Genomic DNA, 15,013 nt, shown 5'->3' on the forward strand with positions numbered 1-15,013 from the left:
ATCTTAAATAAGATGTCTGATTTTAGACAAAAAGCATTGGATTACCATGCTCTGCCAAAGCCCGGTAAAATTAGCGTTGAATTAACGACCCCTGCCAGTAACGTCGACGATTTGGCTTTAGCCTATAGTCCAGGGGTTGCCGAACCAGTAAAGGAAATTGCCGCTGATCCAAATGCAGCCTATAAATACACCGCCAAGGGCAATATGGTTGCGGTGATTTCAAATGGTACTGCAATTCTAGGTTTAGGCAATTTAGGCCCCTTGGCATCAAAACCAGTTATGGAGGGTAAAGCGCTTTTATTTAAACGCTTTGCAGGTCTTGATTCTATCGACATTGAAGTCAAGCACAGAACAACCGAAGAATTTATCAATACGGTTGCCAATATTGCCGACACCTTTGGCGGCATCAACCTTGAAGATATTAAAGCGCCAGAGTGTTTTGAAATTGAAAAAGAACTGATCAAACGCTGCAAAATTCCCATTTTTCATGATGATCAGCACGGCACTGCCATTGTTACTGCAGCCGGCATGTTAAATGCGCTGGAAATTCAGGGCAAAAATATACAAGACATTCGTATTGTTTGTATGGGTGCGGGCGCGGCGGCAGTTGCCTGTATGGAATTACTTATTAAATGTGGCGCACAACGCGAACGAATTTATATGCTTGACCGAAAGGGCGTCATCCATACTCGGCGTCAGGATTTAACCGAGCATAAAATGCTTTTTGCTAATAATACGGATAAACGCACGCTTGAGGATGTAATGGAGGGTGCAGATGTGTTTTTAGGTGTATCCGGTCCGGATTTACTGCCACCTGAAACACTGGAATTAATGGCTGAAAACCCCATTGTATTCGCGTGTTCAAATCCTGATCCAGAAATAAAACCCGAGCTTGCACATGAAGTAAGAAAAGACTTAATTATGGCAACAGGTCGCTCTGACTATCCCAATCAGGTCAACAATGTCTTATGCTTTCCTTTTATTTTTAGGGGCGCTCTCGATGTGCGGGCAACCTCAATTAACGATGAAATGAAAGTTGCTGCTGTGGAAGCGTTAAGAAGTGTCTCAAAAGAGAGCGTTCCTGATGAAGTATTAAAGGCAAGTAATATTAATAAATTAGAATTTGGTCGCGATTACATCATCCCTAAACCAATGGATCCAAGGCTTTGCAAGCGCATTGCCACGGCTGTGGCAAAAGCGGCTATCGAATCTGGTGTCGCGCAGATAGAGGAACTGCCTGAAAATTACTTATCCGATTGACTGCGTATGAAAAACCCTATCGCTTGGATAGGGTTTTGTAATCGTTCGGTTCTTTCGTTAGCTAGTAAAGTCTAGGCTGCCTGAGAATCGGCTTTTTCTTCTTGCTGTTCAACCGGGTTCATTAACAAGTAATCAAAGGCTGCAAGTGCTGCTTTTGAACCTTCACCCATGGCTACAACAATCTGCTTGTATGGCACGGTTGTAACATCACCGCAAGCAAAAATTCCCTCTTCACTGGTTTTGCCTTTTTCATTTACGATGATTTCACCGTATTTGGTCAAATCAACGACACCTTCAACCACCTTCGAATTTGGAACCAAGCCTATTTGCACAAAAATGCCCTGTAAAGCTTGCTGCTTCACTTCGTTGGTCGCACGGTCAACATACTCAATCGCACTTACCTTGCCATTTTCTGCTAACACCTGTTTAGTGGCTGCATTTTTTACAACGCTTATATTATCGCGCTTTGATAGCTGCTCAACCAATACTTTGTCAGCTTTAAGCTCTGGCAAGAACTCATACAAAGTCACAGATTTCACTATCCCAGCTAAATCAAGCGCTGCTTCAACGCCACTGTTACCGCCGCCAATTACCGCAACATCCTTACCCTTGTAGAATGGGCCATCACAGTGCGGACAGTAAGCTACGCCGTTACCCAGATTCTCATCTTCGCCTGGCACATTTAGCTTTCTCCAATTAGCACCTGTTGCTATTATTAAAGTCCGCGTTCTAATGGTCTCACCAGAGGATAAGTGCAAGGTCTTGATTTTACCTTTCTCAATTTTATCGACGCGAATGTGCTCTTTAAGCGTTACTTCGTAGTCGTTCAGATGTTGCATTAAAGAGCCGGTAAGCTCTGGCCCCGTGGTTTTTGGTACACTGATCAGGTTTTCAATTCCCATGGTATCTTTAACCTGACCACCAAATCTGTCAGCCACCACAGTAACTGCAAGCCCCTTACGAGCAGAGTAAATTGCCGCAGCAACACCTGCTGGCCCACCGCCAATGACCGTGACATCCTGAAGAGGAAGCGCAGGTTCGTTACTTGCCTGTAAAATTTCAGGAGCCGCTTTACCTAATTTTTCAATTATGTTTGCAATCTCAACCTTGCCGCTGGCAAAAACTTCACCATTCAAGTAAACGGTTGGCACGCCCTGTATATTATTTTTTTCAATAAGGTCAGGATATACCGCGCCATCTATCATTTCAGCGCTGATGTTATCGTTAAGTAGAGCAAACTGGTTCATGGCCTGAACAACATCTGGGCAGGCATGACAGCTAAGGCTGACATAAACTTGAAAATCAAGCTTGTCTTTCACCTTTTTCACCATGTTTTGAATGCTCTCATCAAGCTTTAATTTGCTCCCGCCAGCTTGCAAAATCGCTAGCACAAATGAATTAAATTCATGTCCACCGGGGACACCTGAGAATGTGATACCCGTGGATTTGCCATTTGCTTCAATACCGAAAGTCACTGGAGAGCGCAATTCACCGGCGGTATCTCGCTCTTCGAGCCTAATCTTATCGCTTAAATCCGCAATCTGGACGAGCATATTCTTAAGTTCATCTTTTTTACTATGCTCTCCTGTTTGAAGCACCAGCGTAATTGAATTCTGTAAATCTTTAAAATAGCCCTTTAAGGCATTTAATATATCTTGAGTTAACATCTGTTACTCCTATTTTATTATTCAGTAGATTCGCTTTATTTCAGGTAATTAAATTTAAGGCGAATGAAATCAGCGGGCCTAAGTTTGCGCTCTGTGTTTGAGAAGGGGAATGGCTTTTAGGAAGCGTCACACGCCATGGAGGGCGTGTGTCGAGCGGCCACGGATGGCGCAAAGCGCCTTCCTAAAAGCCATTTCCCTTTTCAAATACAAACAGAGTGTAAACTTTAGGCCTCAACACAGTTTCGGTAAGCTCGCAGGTTAACCTGCGAGCGAGATTGTTGAGCCTGAGCAAAATTTAGATTTTACCAACTAGATCTAAGCTTGGCGTTAGCGTTGCTTGACCTTCTTCCCATGCTGCCGGGCATACTTCACCGTCGTTATTGGCAACATACTGAGCAGCTTTTACTTTACGCAGCATATCTTTAGCGCTTCGGCCAATACCAAGGTCGTGAATTTCAGCAACCTTAACAATGCCTTCAGGGTTTGCTAAGAAAGTACCGCGTAGTGCTTGACCAGCTTCTTCGATCATAACGTCAAAACCACGAGCTAACTTGAACGTTGGGTCAGCAAGCATAGGATACTTAATTTTGCCAATCGCCTCTGAAGCATCGTGCCATGCTTTGTGCACAAAGTGAGAATCCGTTGAAACTGAATATACTTCAACGCCTAAGCTAACTAACTCGTCATGGATTTTTGCCATGTCTTCAAGCTCAGTTGGGCATACAAAAGTAAAGTCAGCTGGGTAGAACAAGAAGATTGACCACTTCCCTTTTACATCGTCGCTAGTGATTGTTTTGAATTCACCATCGTGAAATGCTTCTACAGAAAAGTCAGGAATCATCTGGTTAATAATAGACATTTGTTGTTTTCCTCTATTAGTTAGTGTTAGTTAAAAAACGTTTCTGATTACGTTGAAGATAAAGATATAGATGTTTTGGTATAAATTAAAATGAAAAGAAACGATGCGTTTAATCAATTAAACTGATTAAGCGCTCAAAACTTGTTTCTCGATTTACACCAACTAGTTAGTGTAGCCAAAAATCCAATTTACAAGCGCGTGGCGGGCCAAATTAATCATCTTTTATCGCAAGACATGTGGCTTTAGCGAATGCGTCGCATCCAATAGGCCATGAACAGGCCAGAAATAAAGCCAAAAAGGTGTGATTCCCATGAAATGAAGCCACGAACAGGTAATGCTCCAAAAATCATGGAGCCATACAAAAGCGTCACGGCCAATGAGATAAAAATGAGCGAAAACTTTCTACTTAACCAGCCTGCGAGCACCAAGTAGCCCAAATAGCCGTAAACCAGTCCACTTGCCCCTACGTGAATGGCAGGACGGGCAAATAGCCACACGGCTACCCCTGTTAATATCAGTACGCCAGCCGTAAGCAAATAAAATTGTTTAACGCCAAATTGGAGGATGAGCAAAGCAAACAGGCAAATTGGCAGCAGGTTGCTTAAAAAATGTGAAAAGTCAGCATGGACAAAGGGAGCGGTGAAAATATGCCAAATATAATCAAGGTGGCGTGGCACAATGCCCAAATTAGTAAGTTGTCTGCCACTTAGAAAATTGACAATTTCAATGGCCAATAAAAGGCCACCCAATAATCCAACAATGATTAAAGGCGAGCGATAAAACGGACGTTTTTCATACATAGCTCATTGCGCGCTCGTTTCGCTAGTTTGCCCCAGCGGTGTTTGCTCGTGCCTTATTGCTGCTTGCCTTGCCTGAGGTGTCAGAGAAATTGCAGGATCCCAAATTCTATCCCACAAAAGGCTCGCTTCAGATAAGTTTGGCCGATTGGTTAACTGCGTGTAATCCGCGGCTACCCATTCATCAGCATTGCGCTTACCCACTTCAAACGCAAAAACATAGGCATCTTCCAGTCCCATTCTAAGGTCAGTCAGGGTTATTCTGCCGTCTTGTTCTCTAACTGAATAGAGCCCTTTGGTAAACCACTTCAAACGTTTGATACCCCATTCGTTTTCAAGCGGTACAAGTAAACTGGGATTTGTGGGGTATGAATCGATACTGACTTCATCCACATCGTCAAAAACAGATGTAAATATTTCAAAATATTCAGTGTCATTAACTACGACCACACGCCATAGCAAAGTGCTAAGAGGTGCAGGCGTACTTTCCATCACTCCCACCGTTATATTTGAGTTTGCCAGCGCTTGCTCGACTTTATTATCAATATACCATTTTGCCCCTAAGCTCCATGCGGCATATATGCTACTTAAAATCAATGCTGAATGATTGATACTTTTTAGCACGTTGGGCTGCAATTTTGGAACCAAAAACGCCAAAAGGCCGACTACGAGGGGCAGTGTGTAAAGCGGATCTATTATGAATAAACTGGAAATTCCAAAGGGATAGTCCATCAGAGGCCACAGTAGCTGAGTACCATAAACAGTAAAGCTATCAAGAATGGCGTGAGTGGATAGCGTCAGAAAAACGAGAAGGAACCAGCCGACTTTATGATTCTGCGTTTGCGGGTGTAATTTACACAATAACCACGCAATCAGAGGGCTTACAAATAATTGAACAAGTAAGGAATGACTGAAGCTTCGATGAAAAGTAAAATTTTCGACCGGACCACCAAAATTAATGAATACATCCAAATCAGGCACAGTCCCCAATATGGCGCCATAAAGGGCCGCCTTTCGGCCGACTTTACTCCCTAAAACCGCATAGCCTACCGCGCTTCCAAGTGCTATTTGTGTTAATGAATCCACTTTACCAATATACCTCAGCTTGCATGGCTACCTCTCTTGAGCGCTCCATCACTTCCAATAGGCTCCGACTTTTATCCTCTACCCACTGCTTAAACTCGAGCGGATCGTCGACATCGCACTCAATCAAGGCATTTTTTAAAAACTCTATGGCTTTTAGTTCTTCTATGCCTTGAAGCAAATCCAGCCAAGGTGCTCTGAACTGACCACGACTATCAGTGAATAAGTCACCCAGTAAAAAGCCATTTGTAAGCGATTGTTTAAGTGCAACCTCTAAGGCCAGATACTTCAGGTTTGTCATTTTACTGTCTGTATTTAATGCAGGAAGCGACTGCATTACTGTTTGCCAGCTCTGTGACAACCATCCATTTGCATGGCTTCTTACGGGAATATCCGCGCCATCGGTTTGATCACGCCACGGTTTTTCAATCAACATGCGAGAGGTGGTAAGTTGCACTTCAGCACTTAAGCTTGAATTCAGAAGCTTTTGAGGTTCGTAGGCCAGGATTAAACCTTCACGTCTACCTAAAAGGTAATTCACCAACTGCTGATTTTTAGGAACACGCTTACAAAAGGGGCCCTTTCGAGAGCGCAATTGATGAATGCTTCTTAAATCTTCTTGCCAACTCCACTGCTGAACAATCGTCAGTAGCTTTTTGTGAAGTTTAAGAAGATGATCAGATTGTAGTACAGGCAAATAAAGCGACACGCTTTGCATCAGCAGCAAAAGTGCCTCACGCACTTGCGATAATGCCTTTGCGTTTTGCGTTTGCAAGTAAAGCGCCTGATGATATTGCCAGTGAGACAAAGCGCATTCCATTGCTTTGCAAAGCCCGTCTTCCGTAGTGTCTTTATAATCAAGTGCAAGATATTGCGGCAAATACCTGACTTCTGGTAACTTGCCTGTTAATAATTGATAACCTCTGGCGGCTTTTGTAACATCGCTAACACGCACCGGCATGGTTTCTCGAAGCACATCGGCGATATCAAAGAGCAGTCTTGGCCTGCCCGATTTTAGCTCCAGCTCAATTTCCTGAATGGGAAGACTGTCTTCGTCAGTTTTGACTTCACCCAAATCAAGTACTAATTCAATCTCTCCTTCTGGAAGCTTTATATCAAATTGTGTCCGCGTAAAATGCGTCGTAAACAGCTTTTGAATGCTACGATTTACTTCCGTTACGTCAAAATCATTATCCCAAATATCAACTGAAAATTTATGTAAGTCGGGAGTGCCGGAGTCTAGTGGCACGTTATATTCGGGCCTTTGATGTAAACCTCCCTGCACCTGGCCTTGTGTTTTGACCGTTTGTTCAAATTGACCTTCGACTTTGCGAACACGAAGGCCCATCTTCCGTTTACCTAAAAGTTGCTCGGGTGTGTCGTAATATTCGTTAAACACGTCTTTTTGGCAACGCTTGACGTAAACGCCGTCCTGCTTCTCCAGTTTGGGCAGGAATGCATTTTCAATAAGCTCCAAAGCATTTGCTTCTACCGCAAGCTTTAATTCAATTTCCATTTATTCCTGCCCTAGCTTTGTTTGATGCCTACGTTTAATTCATGGCTTAGAAGCTATTCATCATCATCGTCAGTAAGTGTCATTAGCGATGTATTACCACCAGATGCGGTGGTGTCTATTGATACGGTTTTTTCCGTTAACAAGCGCTGAATCATATTGTCATTATATTCAGCGGTGATCATCGGCAATATTGCACCTTCTCGCTGTGCCAGTTCCATCGCAATTTGCGGAGCCCGGGACGTATTACTATCTATAACCACACCGTTTAACGCAGGGTGTTTAAGTAAAGCCTCTAAATGCTTCAAGCGCGCCACCTGAAAGATATTATCAGGCGCGCCGGTTGTCTCAAGTTTGTTTTTAAAGGCCAATGCCTCTTCATAAAACAATTCTGAAACTACTGATATAACCACATTTCCAGTGGCAAGCGCAGTTACGATGGACAAGACCCAGTATTCAAAGGTCACTTCTTTATCAGCAAAAGTGACCAAAATGCCGCGAGGTTCCATATGCAAGGTATTGGACTCGCCTGTTGGCCCAGGTAACTCTTTCGCTTTTTTCAAGCGCTTTTCAATAGTAATAAGCTGCGCTCTGGCACTGGCAAGGGTTTGGTTTAAATCATCGGCTAATTCTTCAACAATATCAACGGTAGCGATTTTAGCCAATAACTGACGCACCCATGAAATTCTGTGCGTAAGGGATGTTAATCTCCATGGCTGTTGCACCGACATGGAAGCTTTCATCATTTTTGCAACATCTTCATAATCCGCTTTATCGCTTGCAAGCGCTTTGTCGTCTGAAAACTCCTCAGTCACCGGCATCGCATCAGGCGTTGCTTTTTCTACCATTAGTCTGGGAAGATAGTTAGGACCACCCGCTTTCGGTCCCGTACCGGATAAACCTCGACCACCAAAGGGTTGTACTCCCACTATTGCCCCAATCATATTGCGATTGATGTAGACATTTCCGGCGTTAGACAGCTTTGCAAGTTCATGGGCACGTTCTTCAATGCGTGAATGGATACCCATAGTCAATCCATAACCAGTACTGTTAATTTGTTCCATCACCTCGTTTAGCTTGTCGCCTTTAAAGCGCACAACATGAACGCAGGGACCAAATACTTCACGCTCCAGAGTATTGATGTTTTCAATCTCGTAAAGACGCGGAGCGAAGAAATTGCCCTTTAATGACTTATCAACATTGCATTCATAGAGCAATTTTGCTCCTTTTTTGTCTTTCATGGATTCTACATGTTGATTTAACGAGTCCAGCGCTTTTTGATCGATAACTGGGCCAATGTCGGTTTCGATCCACTGTGGATCTCCCACCTTTAATTCCTTCATTGCCCCAATGAGCATTTCGATTAGCTTATCGGCAATGTCTTCCTGAACAAACAGGACTCGCAGGGCTGAGCAGCGCTGTCCAGCGCTTTGAAAGCCAGACATTACAACGTCATCAATTACTTGCTCCGGTAGGGCTGTTGAATCCACAATCATGCAGTTTTGGCCACCCGTTTCTGCAATTAATGGCACTTGACCCACGCCACGTTCGGCAAGCTTTCTCGAAATAAGCGTGCCTGTTGCTGTTGAGCCGGTAAACATAACGCCCTGAATGCGCTCATCAGGCAATAGCGTGTCACCCACATCGGGCCCTTTGGCAATAATTAATTGAACAGCATCATCAGGCAAGCCAACAGAATGCATTAACTCGATAGCGCGTTTAGCAATCATACTGGTTTGTTCGGCAGGTTTTGCGATCACTGTATTGCCGGTAACGAGTGCAGCCGCGACTTGACCTAAAAATATCGCCAGCGGGAAGTTCCACGGACTGATACATAAAATTACGCCACGAGGTGCCAAGCGCTCATCGGGATCTAATTCTTCTGCCCGCGCTGCATAGTAACGACAAAAGTCCACTGCTTCGCGCACCTCGTCGATACCGTCTTGCGTTACCTTTCCAGCTTCTTTAATACAAATACCGATTAGCTCGTCCATGTGTCGCTCAAGAATATCGGCCGTTGCACGCAAAATATCGGCTCGCTCGTGTACCGGCGTTTTTGACCAACTGGCGAAGGCGGAGTCTGCCTTATCCAGCTTTGCCTTCATTTCTTGAGGTGTATCGTACTTATGATAGCCTACAATTTCGTCAAGATTGGCCGGATTTTTTACCACGTGCAAATCGCTCGTGCCCTCAAGCTGAGAGAGTTTCAGCTGATGCATTGAATACCATTTTTCAAGACTAAATTTGGTGCTTATAAGGTGATTAATATCATATAGGTCAATCCCTTTAGAGTTATTGCGCTCAGCACCATATAATTCGATAGGCATTCTGATTTGATCATTTTCGCGTTTTGACAATCGCTGGGTGTGTTCAACCGGGTCACCAAGTAACTCTTCGACTTCTTTTTCATCATCAACTATGGCATTTACAAATGACGAATTTGCGCCATTTTCCAATAAGCGTCTAACAAGATAGGCCAAAAGGTCCTCATGCTCTCCGACAGGCGCATAGACCCGACACTGAATTTTATCTTCAGTGACGATTTGGTCATAAAGCGTATCACCCATTCCGTGTAAGCACTGAAATTCAAAATTTTCTTTATCGTCGCCAGCAAGCTCCAAAATAACCGAAGCGGTGTAGGCATTATGAGTGGCAAACTGCGGATAAATCGTATCGCGATAGGCTAAAAGTCGGTTTGCACATGCATGATAGCTCACATCGGTTGACGATTTGCGTGTAAACACTGGAAAACTGTCAACGCCTAACTGTTGAGTATGCTTGATTTCTGTATCCCAATACGCCCCCTTAACAAGCCGCACCATCATTTGCTTACCAACCCTTTGCGTCAATTCCCGTATCCATTCAATAACGAATATTGCACGTTTTTGATAAGCTTGAACGGCGATACCAAAACCTGACCAACCTTTTAGATCTTCATCAGAAAACACACGCTCAATAATGTCAAGCGAGACTTCCAAGCGCTCTGACTCTTCTGCATCCACGGTTAGACCAATATCATATTCTTTGGCCATCAGACATAAGGCTTTCAGTTTTTCTGAGATTTCGTCCACAATGGTTTCGTGTTTTAAAAAATCAAAATGCGGATGAATCGCTGATAATTTTACGGATATTCCCGGACTTTTTTTAGGGCCTCGGCCTTTGGCCGCTTTCCCGATAACTTTAATGGCGTGAACGTAAGAATCGTAATACCGCTTGGCATCTTTTGAGGTTCGCGCTCCCTCTCCCAGCATGTCATAGGAATAAACATAACCCTTTTTCTCTTTTTCTTCCGCTCTGTCGACCGCATCCTCAATCGTTTCGCCCATCACAAATTGTTTACCCATTACCTTCATGGCAATGTTCATTGCGCGGCGGATAACGGGTTCGCCGAGTCTTCCGATGGTTTTTTTAAGCAATCCAACCTGCTCTTGTTTGCGTTTGTCGGCGTAGGTCACCATATTGCCGGTGAACATAAGTCCCCATGCCGATGCATTCACAAACAGTGATTCACTGTTTCCCAAATGCGGTGCCCATTTTCCTTTTGAAAGCTTGTCTCGGATTAATTCATCTTGTGTCTGTTTATCTGGTATACGCAGCAAGGCTTCTGCCAAACACATAAGAACTACGCCTTCGGCGGTAGACAGTGAATACTCATTTAGTAAGGCATCAACGCCGCCATGTGCTGAATTCTCTCGTCGGATACGCAATACCATGTTGCGCGCTCGCTCCCATGCGCGGCTTCTTGCCCGCATGCTGACTTCTGCTTCTGGCAGTATGTGATCAACGGCACGCCCCTCGCTAATTCGGTAAAAGTCACGGATCTTTTGACGAATAAGTGACTCGGTAGCAAGATTACTGCGTACTAACATAGACGACCTCTTTGTTGTGTCTTAAGTATTTGCTCAGCTTACAAATGATAAACCTTTGCCAAACGTTAAGAATTATATTGAACGAAATTTGTTTATTTACACCCTAACGGGTATTAGGGCGCATTGCCAATAAAGCAAGTTTTGCATATTTGCCCTGTACTAAAATCTATACATATTTTTGTAGTTAACCAGACAAATATAGATCAAATTGATTTGCCGAGATTCTATCAATGCAAGCCCTGTATAACCAAATAGAAAAACACCCGAATAGCGCTAATTTAAAGGTGTCAGTCAAAATAGAAACTAAAAAGACAAAATGTAGGTTTGCTTTAGGATGCAAAGCCTATAAATCAGTAAAAAAGGAGTCATTTTATGCTAAGTAAAAGCTGTCGCGTTAGCATGCAAACTGATACATCTCATTAACAGATAGCGAATATTAATGCGTTTTTGTCTGCCGGCTGTTGTAAAAACAAATTACTCACACAGTCATTAAGTGCGCAATGGCACGGTTTGTGGCTAATGGCATAAATTCTATGGTATATTTTCAGAAGCACGCTAAGTGGCATTGCTTTGCATACATTTATTAAAAAAACGCACGAGAAATTTATGAAACACAAGTGGATTGCCGTCATTTTGATAACGCTCCTAATCGGGTTACAGGTGCGCTTGTGGTTCGGCAAAAACAGTATTTCTGATTACAACAGTATGCAAGAACAAATCGCGCAACTTAGGCAGCAAAACGCAAATTTAGAGCAGCGCAACGCCTTGCTTAAAGCAGACATTGAAGATTTGGAGCTTGGCATAGACTCAATGGAAGAGCGTGCTCGCAACGAATTGGGTCTTATCAAAGAAGGCGAGACCTTCTACCGCATTTTGCCAAAAGAGTAAAAATGGAATCACACTCATCGGTATCAGTCATTATTCCTGCCGCAGGTGTGGGATCTCGTATGGGTAAATCACTTCCCAAACAATATCTGAAAATAGGAAGCAAAACAGTTATCGAGCATACGCTCGACACTTTCTTAACACATCCAAATGTTGCTCGCATTGTGGTCTGTTTGTCTGAGAAAGACACTATATTCAAGTCGATGAGCATCTCGAGTCACAACAAGATTCATCAAACGCCAGGCGGACAAGAACGCGCCAATAGCGTGCTCAAAGGTTTAGTTTATTTGCAATCAATATTGTCAGAACAGGAACAAAATCAGCATATGGTATTTGTGCATGATGCGGCTCGTCCGGGGTTAACACGAAAAAATTTCGATGCACTCATAGAGCGCGCGAGCATAGAGCAAGGTGCCATTTTAGCTATGCCAGTTGTGGATACCATTAAACTGGCAAAGACAAAAAGAGATAAGGCCACTTATATAGAAAAAACGGTAGATAGGCAGTATCTGTGGCAGGCGCAAACGCCTCAGGGCTTCTCACTAAACTTACTCAAATCAGCGTTGGAACAAGCCTTGGCTGAGCACGCGACAATTACAGACGAAGCGTCTGCAATCGAATATGTGAGGGGCAACGTGGCTTTAGTGGAAGGTGAGTCTTGTAACTTCAAGATCACGCGACCAGAGGATTTGGCATTGGCAGAATTTTATTTATTACAGCAGGAGCGTCTATGATCCGCATTGGTCATGGCTATGACGTCCATAAATTTGGTAGCGACAAGCCACTATTATTGTGTGGCGTACACATCCCCCATGAGACAGGCCTTATTGCGCATTCTGATGGCGATGTCGCTTTACATGCGTTTAGCGACGCTTTACTTGGTGCGCTGGCATTAGGGGATATTGGCAAGCACTTTCCTGATACAGATCCCAATTACGCGGGGGCGAATTCGATAAGTTTGTTAAAAAAAGTGTATGAACTTGTTCAGCAAGAAGGATATGAGCTTATCAATGCGGACTTGACCATTGCCGCTCAGGCACCAAAGCTTGCAGCGCATATCGACGCGATGCGTTTAACAATTGCTGACGCTTTAGACCTGCCCATTCAACTAATTAGTGTAAAAGCCACTACCACTGAAAAATTAGGCTTTGTTGGTCGAAAAGAAGGGATTGCGGTTGACGCTGTAGTACTTGTTCAGGCAGTAAGCATAAAATGACTTTAGCGTTTTCATCTGCCTCACCAGAAATAGCTCGGTGGACACGTTTGCACGGAGCTGCCATTGGAAAAGCTGCATTTAAAATCAAGCCGGAAGATTTTATCGTGCAAGAAAACCTGGGATTTGAGCCAACGGGTGAAGGAGAACATCACTTTTTACATGTGCAAAAAAGAAATGTGAATACCGCATATGCCGCTGAAGTTTTCGCAAGGTTTTCCGGTATTCCACTGCGCGATATTAGCTATGCAGGACGCAAAGACAAATATGCCCTAACTGAGCAATATTTTACAGTCTATCAAGGCAAGCACGCAGCGCCAGATTGGAATAGCTTTTCCCACCCCGATATCAACTTGCTTAGCGCGACACGCCACAACAAAAAACTCAAAACTGGCGCATTGCAAGGCAATACGTTTATCATCAAACTCCATGAATTTGCTCCCATTGACAGTGAAAATGCCGGAAACATAGAAAAGGCAGTTGCAAACCGCATAAATACAATCGCCAAAGAAGGCGTTCCCAATTATTATGGTCAACAACGCTTTGGTGAAATGCATACAGCAAATGGCACCGTATATAACGGCAATTTGCATTTGGGGATGCGAATGGCTGAGGGCGAAGTAATCAAAAACCGAAACAAACGCTCGATGGCAATTTCGGCCCTTCGCAGTTTTTTGTTTAACGAAATTGTCAGTAATCGCGTCTCTCAACAGCTGCACGAGACTATACTTAGCGGAGACGCACTTCAGTTAGCAGGCTCAAACAGCTTTTTCATATGTGATGCGAATAAACAGGCAAAGGGACAAAATGAAGAAGAACTTAATGAGCGCCTGCGACAACGCGACATTTTTATAACGGCTTCACTTGCAGGCAAAGGCAAAGCGTTGGTAGAAGAGGAAGCGCTAAAATTTGAGCAAGCCTGTTTAAATGACCATGAGAATATTCTTCGCACCTTGGTAAGTGCAGGACTTAAACAGGAAAGACGACCTATAATGCTGTATCCTGCAGACCTTGGTTGGACGCTAAAAGAAAATGAATTGGAACTGCGCTTTTCACTTACATCGGGCGCATTCGCAACATCTGTGTTAAGAGAATTATGCGAATTTTATTAAGTAACGATGACGGCGTATTTGCTCGTGGTATTGCCTGTATGCACGAGCATCTATCCGCGCATTTTGACGTAACTGTTATCGCACCTGACAGAAACTGTTCTGGAATGAGCAATGCTTTATCTTTACATCAACCATTGCGTATTCAAAAAAACGATAATGGATTTTACTCTGTAAACGGAACACCCTCTGATTGCGTTCAGTTAGGAGTAAACAGCGGCATGTTTGAAGAGCCTGATCTGGTAGTTTCTGGCATAAACCATGGACCTAATTTAGGCGATGATACGATTTATTCAGGAACGGTCGCCGCTGCACTTGAGGGGCGGCATTTAGGACACCCCGCTATTGCTGTTTCGTTATGTGCGAAAGATAACCAGCATTTTGAAACCGCCGCTGCGCTTACGGTTGATATAATTATGCGACTGAAGCAGCACCCGCTTAAAACAAATGAAATACTCAATGTAAATGTGCCTAATGTGCCACTTGAAGATATTCAAGGTATTCGTGCCACACGATGCGGAAAGCGGCATCGTGCCAAAACAATGATTGAAGATCAGGATCCTTTTGGAAATCGCATTTTCTGGTATGGCAGGCTTGGAAATGAAGCTGATGCAGGAATTGGCACCGATTTTCATGCAGTGAAACACGGCTATTGTTCAATAAGTCCTCTATCTACAGACATGACAGTACACAAGCAGATTGAAAAGATGAATACTTGGTTATCGCCCAAGCAAAACAAGAGTAAGCAATAAACAACA

12 protein-coding genes are annotated in these 15,013 nt (G+C 43.7%); 6 read left to right on the top strand and 6 right to left on the bottom strand.

The genetic code is table 11. The features are described 5' to 3' along the window. Positions 1-12 precede the first annotated feature (12 nt). Positions 13-1,260 (top strand): malic enzyme-like NAD(P)-binding protein, encoded by a 1,248-nt coding sequence (locus tag D6V41_RS05840; protein WP_136250530.1) that lies wholly within the window; start codon positions 13-15, stop codon positions 1,258-1,260. Between the two features lie 71 nt (positions 1,261-1,331). Here the strand turns inward: D6V41_RS05840 and ahpF are convergent, their stop codons facing one another. From ahpF to putA, 6 genes are all read right to left on the bottom strand, one after another. Continuing rightward, positions 1,332-2,927: an alkyl hydroperoxide reductase subunit F gene (gene ahpF / locus D6V41_RS05845; RefSeq protein ID WP_136250531.1), complete on the bottom strand. Its 1,596-nt coding sequence runs from the start codon at positions 2,925-2,927 to the stop codon at positions 1,332-1,334. Between the two features lie 295 nt (positions 2,928-3,222). Beyond that, complete coding sequence (gene ahpC / locus D6V41_RS05850) at positions 3,223-3,786, bottom strand: alkyl hydroperoxide reductase subunit C (protein ID WP_136250532.1); 564 nt, start codon at positions 3,784-3,786, stop codon at positions 3,223-3,225. Positions 3,787-4,028: 242 nt separating this feature from the next. Continuing rightward, positions 4,029-4,586: a rhomboid family intramembrane serine protease gene (locus D6V41_RS05855; RefSeq protein WP_136250533.1), complete on the bottom strand. Its 558-nt coding sequence runs from the start codon at positions 4,584-4,586 to the stop codon at positions 4,029-4,031. Between the two features lie 3 nt (positions 4,587-4,589). After that, on the bottom strand, positions 4,590-5,669 hold the full coding sequence (locus D6V41_RS05860; RefSeq protein WP_136250534.1) for a metal-dependent hydrolase: 1,080 nt from the start codon (positions 5,667-5,669) through the stop codon (positions 4,590-4,592). Between the two features lies 1 nt (position 5,670). Next, complete coding sequence (locus tag D6V41_RS05865) at positions 5,671-7,182, bottom strand: CYTH domain-containing protein (RefSeq protein WP_136250535.1); 1,512 nt, start codon at positions 7,180-7,182, stop codon at positions 5,671-5,673. Positions 7,183-7,235: 53 nt separating this feature from the next. Further along, positions 7,236-11,048: a bifunctional proline dehydrogenase/L-glutamate gamma-semialdehyde dehydrogenase PutA gene (putA, locus tag D6V41_RS05870; protein WP_136250536.1), complete on the bottom strand. Its 3,813-nt coding sequence runs from the start codon at positions 11,046-11,048 to the stop codon at positions 7,236-7,238. Positions 11,049-11,654: 606 nt separating this feature from the next. Here putA and ftsB point away from each other — a divergent pair. The 5 genes from ftsB to surE are packed head-to-tail and all read left to right on the top strand — an operon-like array spanning position 11,655 to position 15,007. After that, complete coding sequence (gene ftsB, locus D6V41_RS05875; RefSeq protein WP_136250537.1) at positions 11,655-11,936, top strand: cell division protein FtsB; 282 nt, start codon at positions 11,655-11,657, stop codon at positions 11,934-11,936. Positions 11,937-11,938: 2 nt separating this feature from the next. After that, on the top strand, positions 11,939-12,667 hold the full coding sequence (gene ispD, locus D6V41_RS05880; RefSeq protein ID WP_136250538.1) for a 2-C-methyl-D-erythritol 4-phosphate cytidylyltransferase: 729 nt from the start codon (positions 11,939-11,941) through the stop codon (positions 12,665-12,667). Next, on the top strand, positions 12,664-13,149 hold the full coding sequence (gene ispF, locus D6V41_RS05885) for a 2-C-methyl-D-erythritol 2,4-cyclodiphosphate synthase (protein ID WP_136250539.1): 486 nt from the start codon (positions 12,664-12,666) through the stop codon (positions 13,147-13,149). The genes ispD and ispF overlap by 4 nt, the downstream gene beginning before the upstream one ends. Continuing rightward, entirely contained in the window at positions 13,146-14,258 is a 1,113-nt protein-coding gene (gene truD, locus D6V41_RS05890) for a tRNA pseudouridine(13) synthase TruD (protein WP_136250540.1), read from the top strand. The genes ispF and truD overlap by 4 nt, the downstream gene beginning before the upstream one ends. Beyond that, entirely contained in the window at positions 14,243-15,007 is a 765-nt protein-coding gene (surE, locus tag D6V41_RS05895) for a 5'/3'-nucleotidase SurE (protein WP_136250541.1), read from the top strand. Before truD ends, surE begins: the two co-directional genes overlap by 16 nt. Positions 15,008-15,013 lie beyond the last annotated feature (6 nt).

Origin of the sequence: Ningiella ruwaisensis (genome assembly GCF_004798935.1) — a bacterium.
GTDB classification, from domain to species: Bacteria; Pseudomonadota; Gammaproteobacteria; order Enterobacterales; family Alteromonadaceae; genus Glaciecola; species Glaciecola ruwaisensis.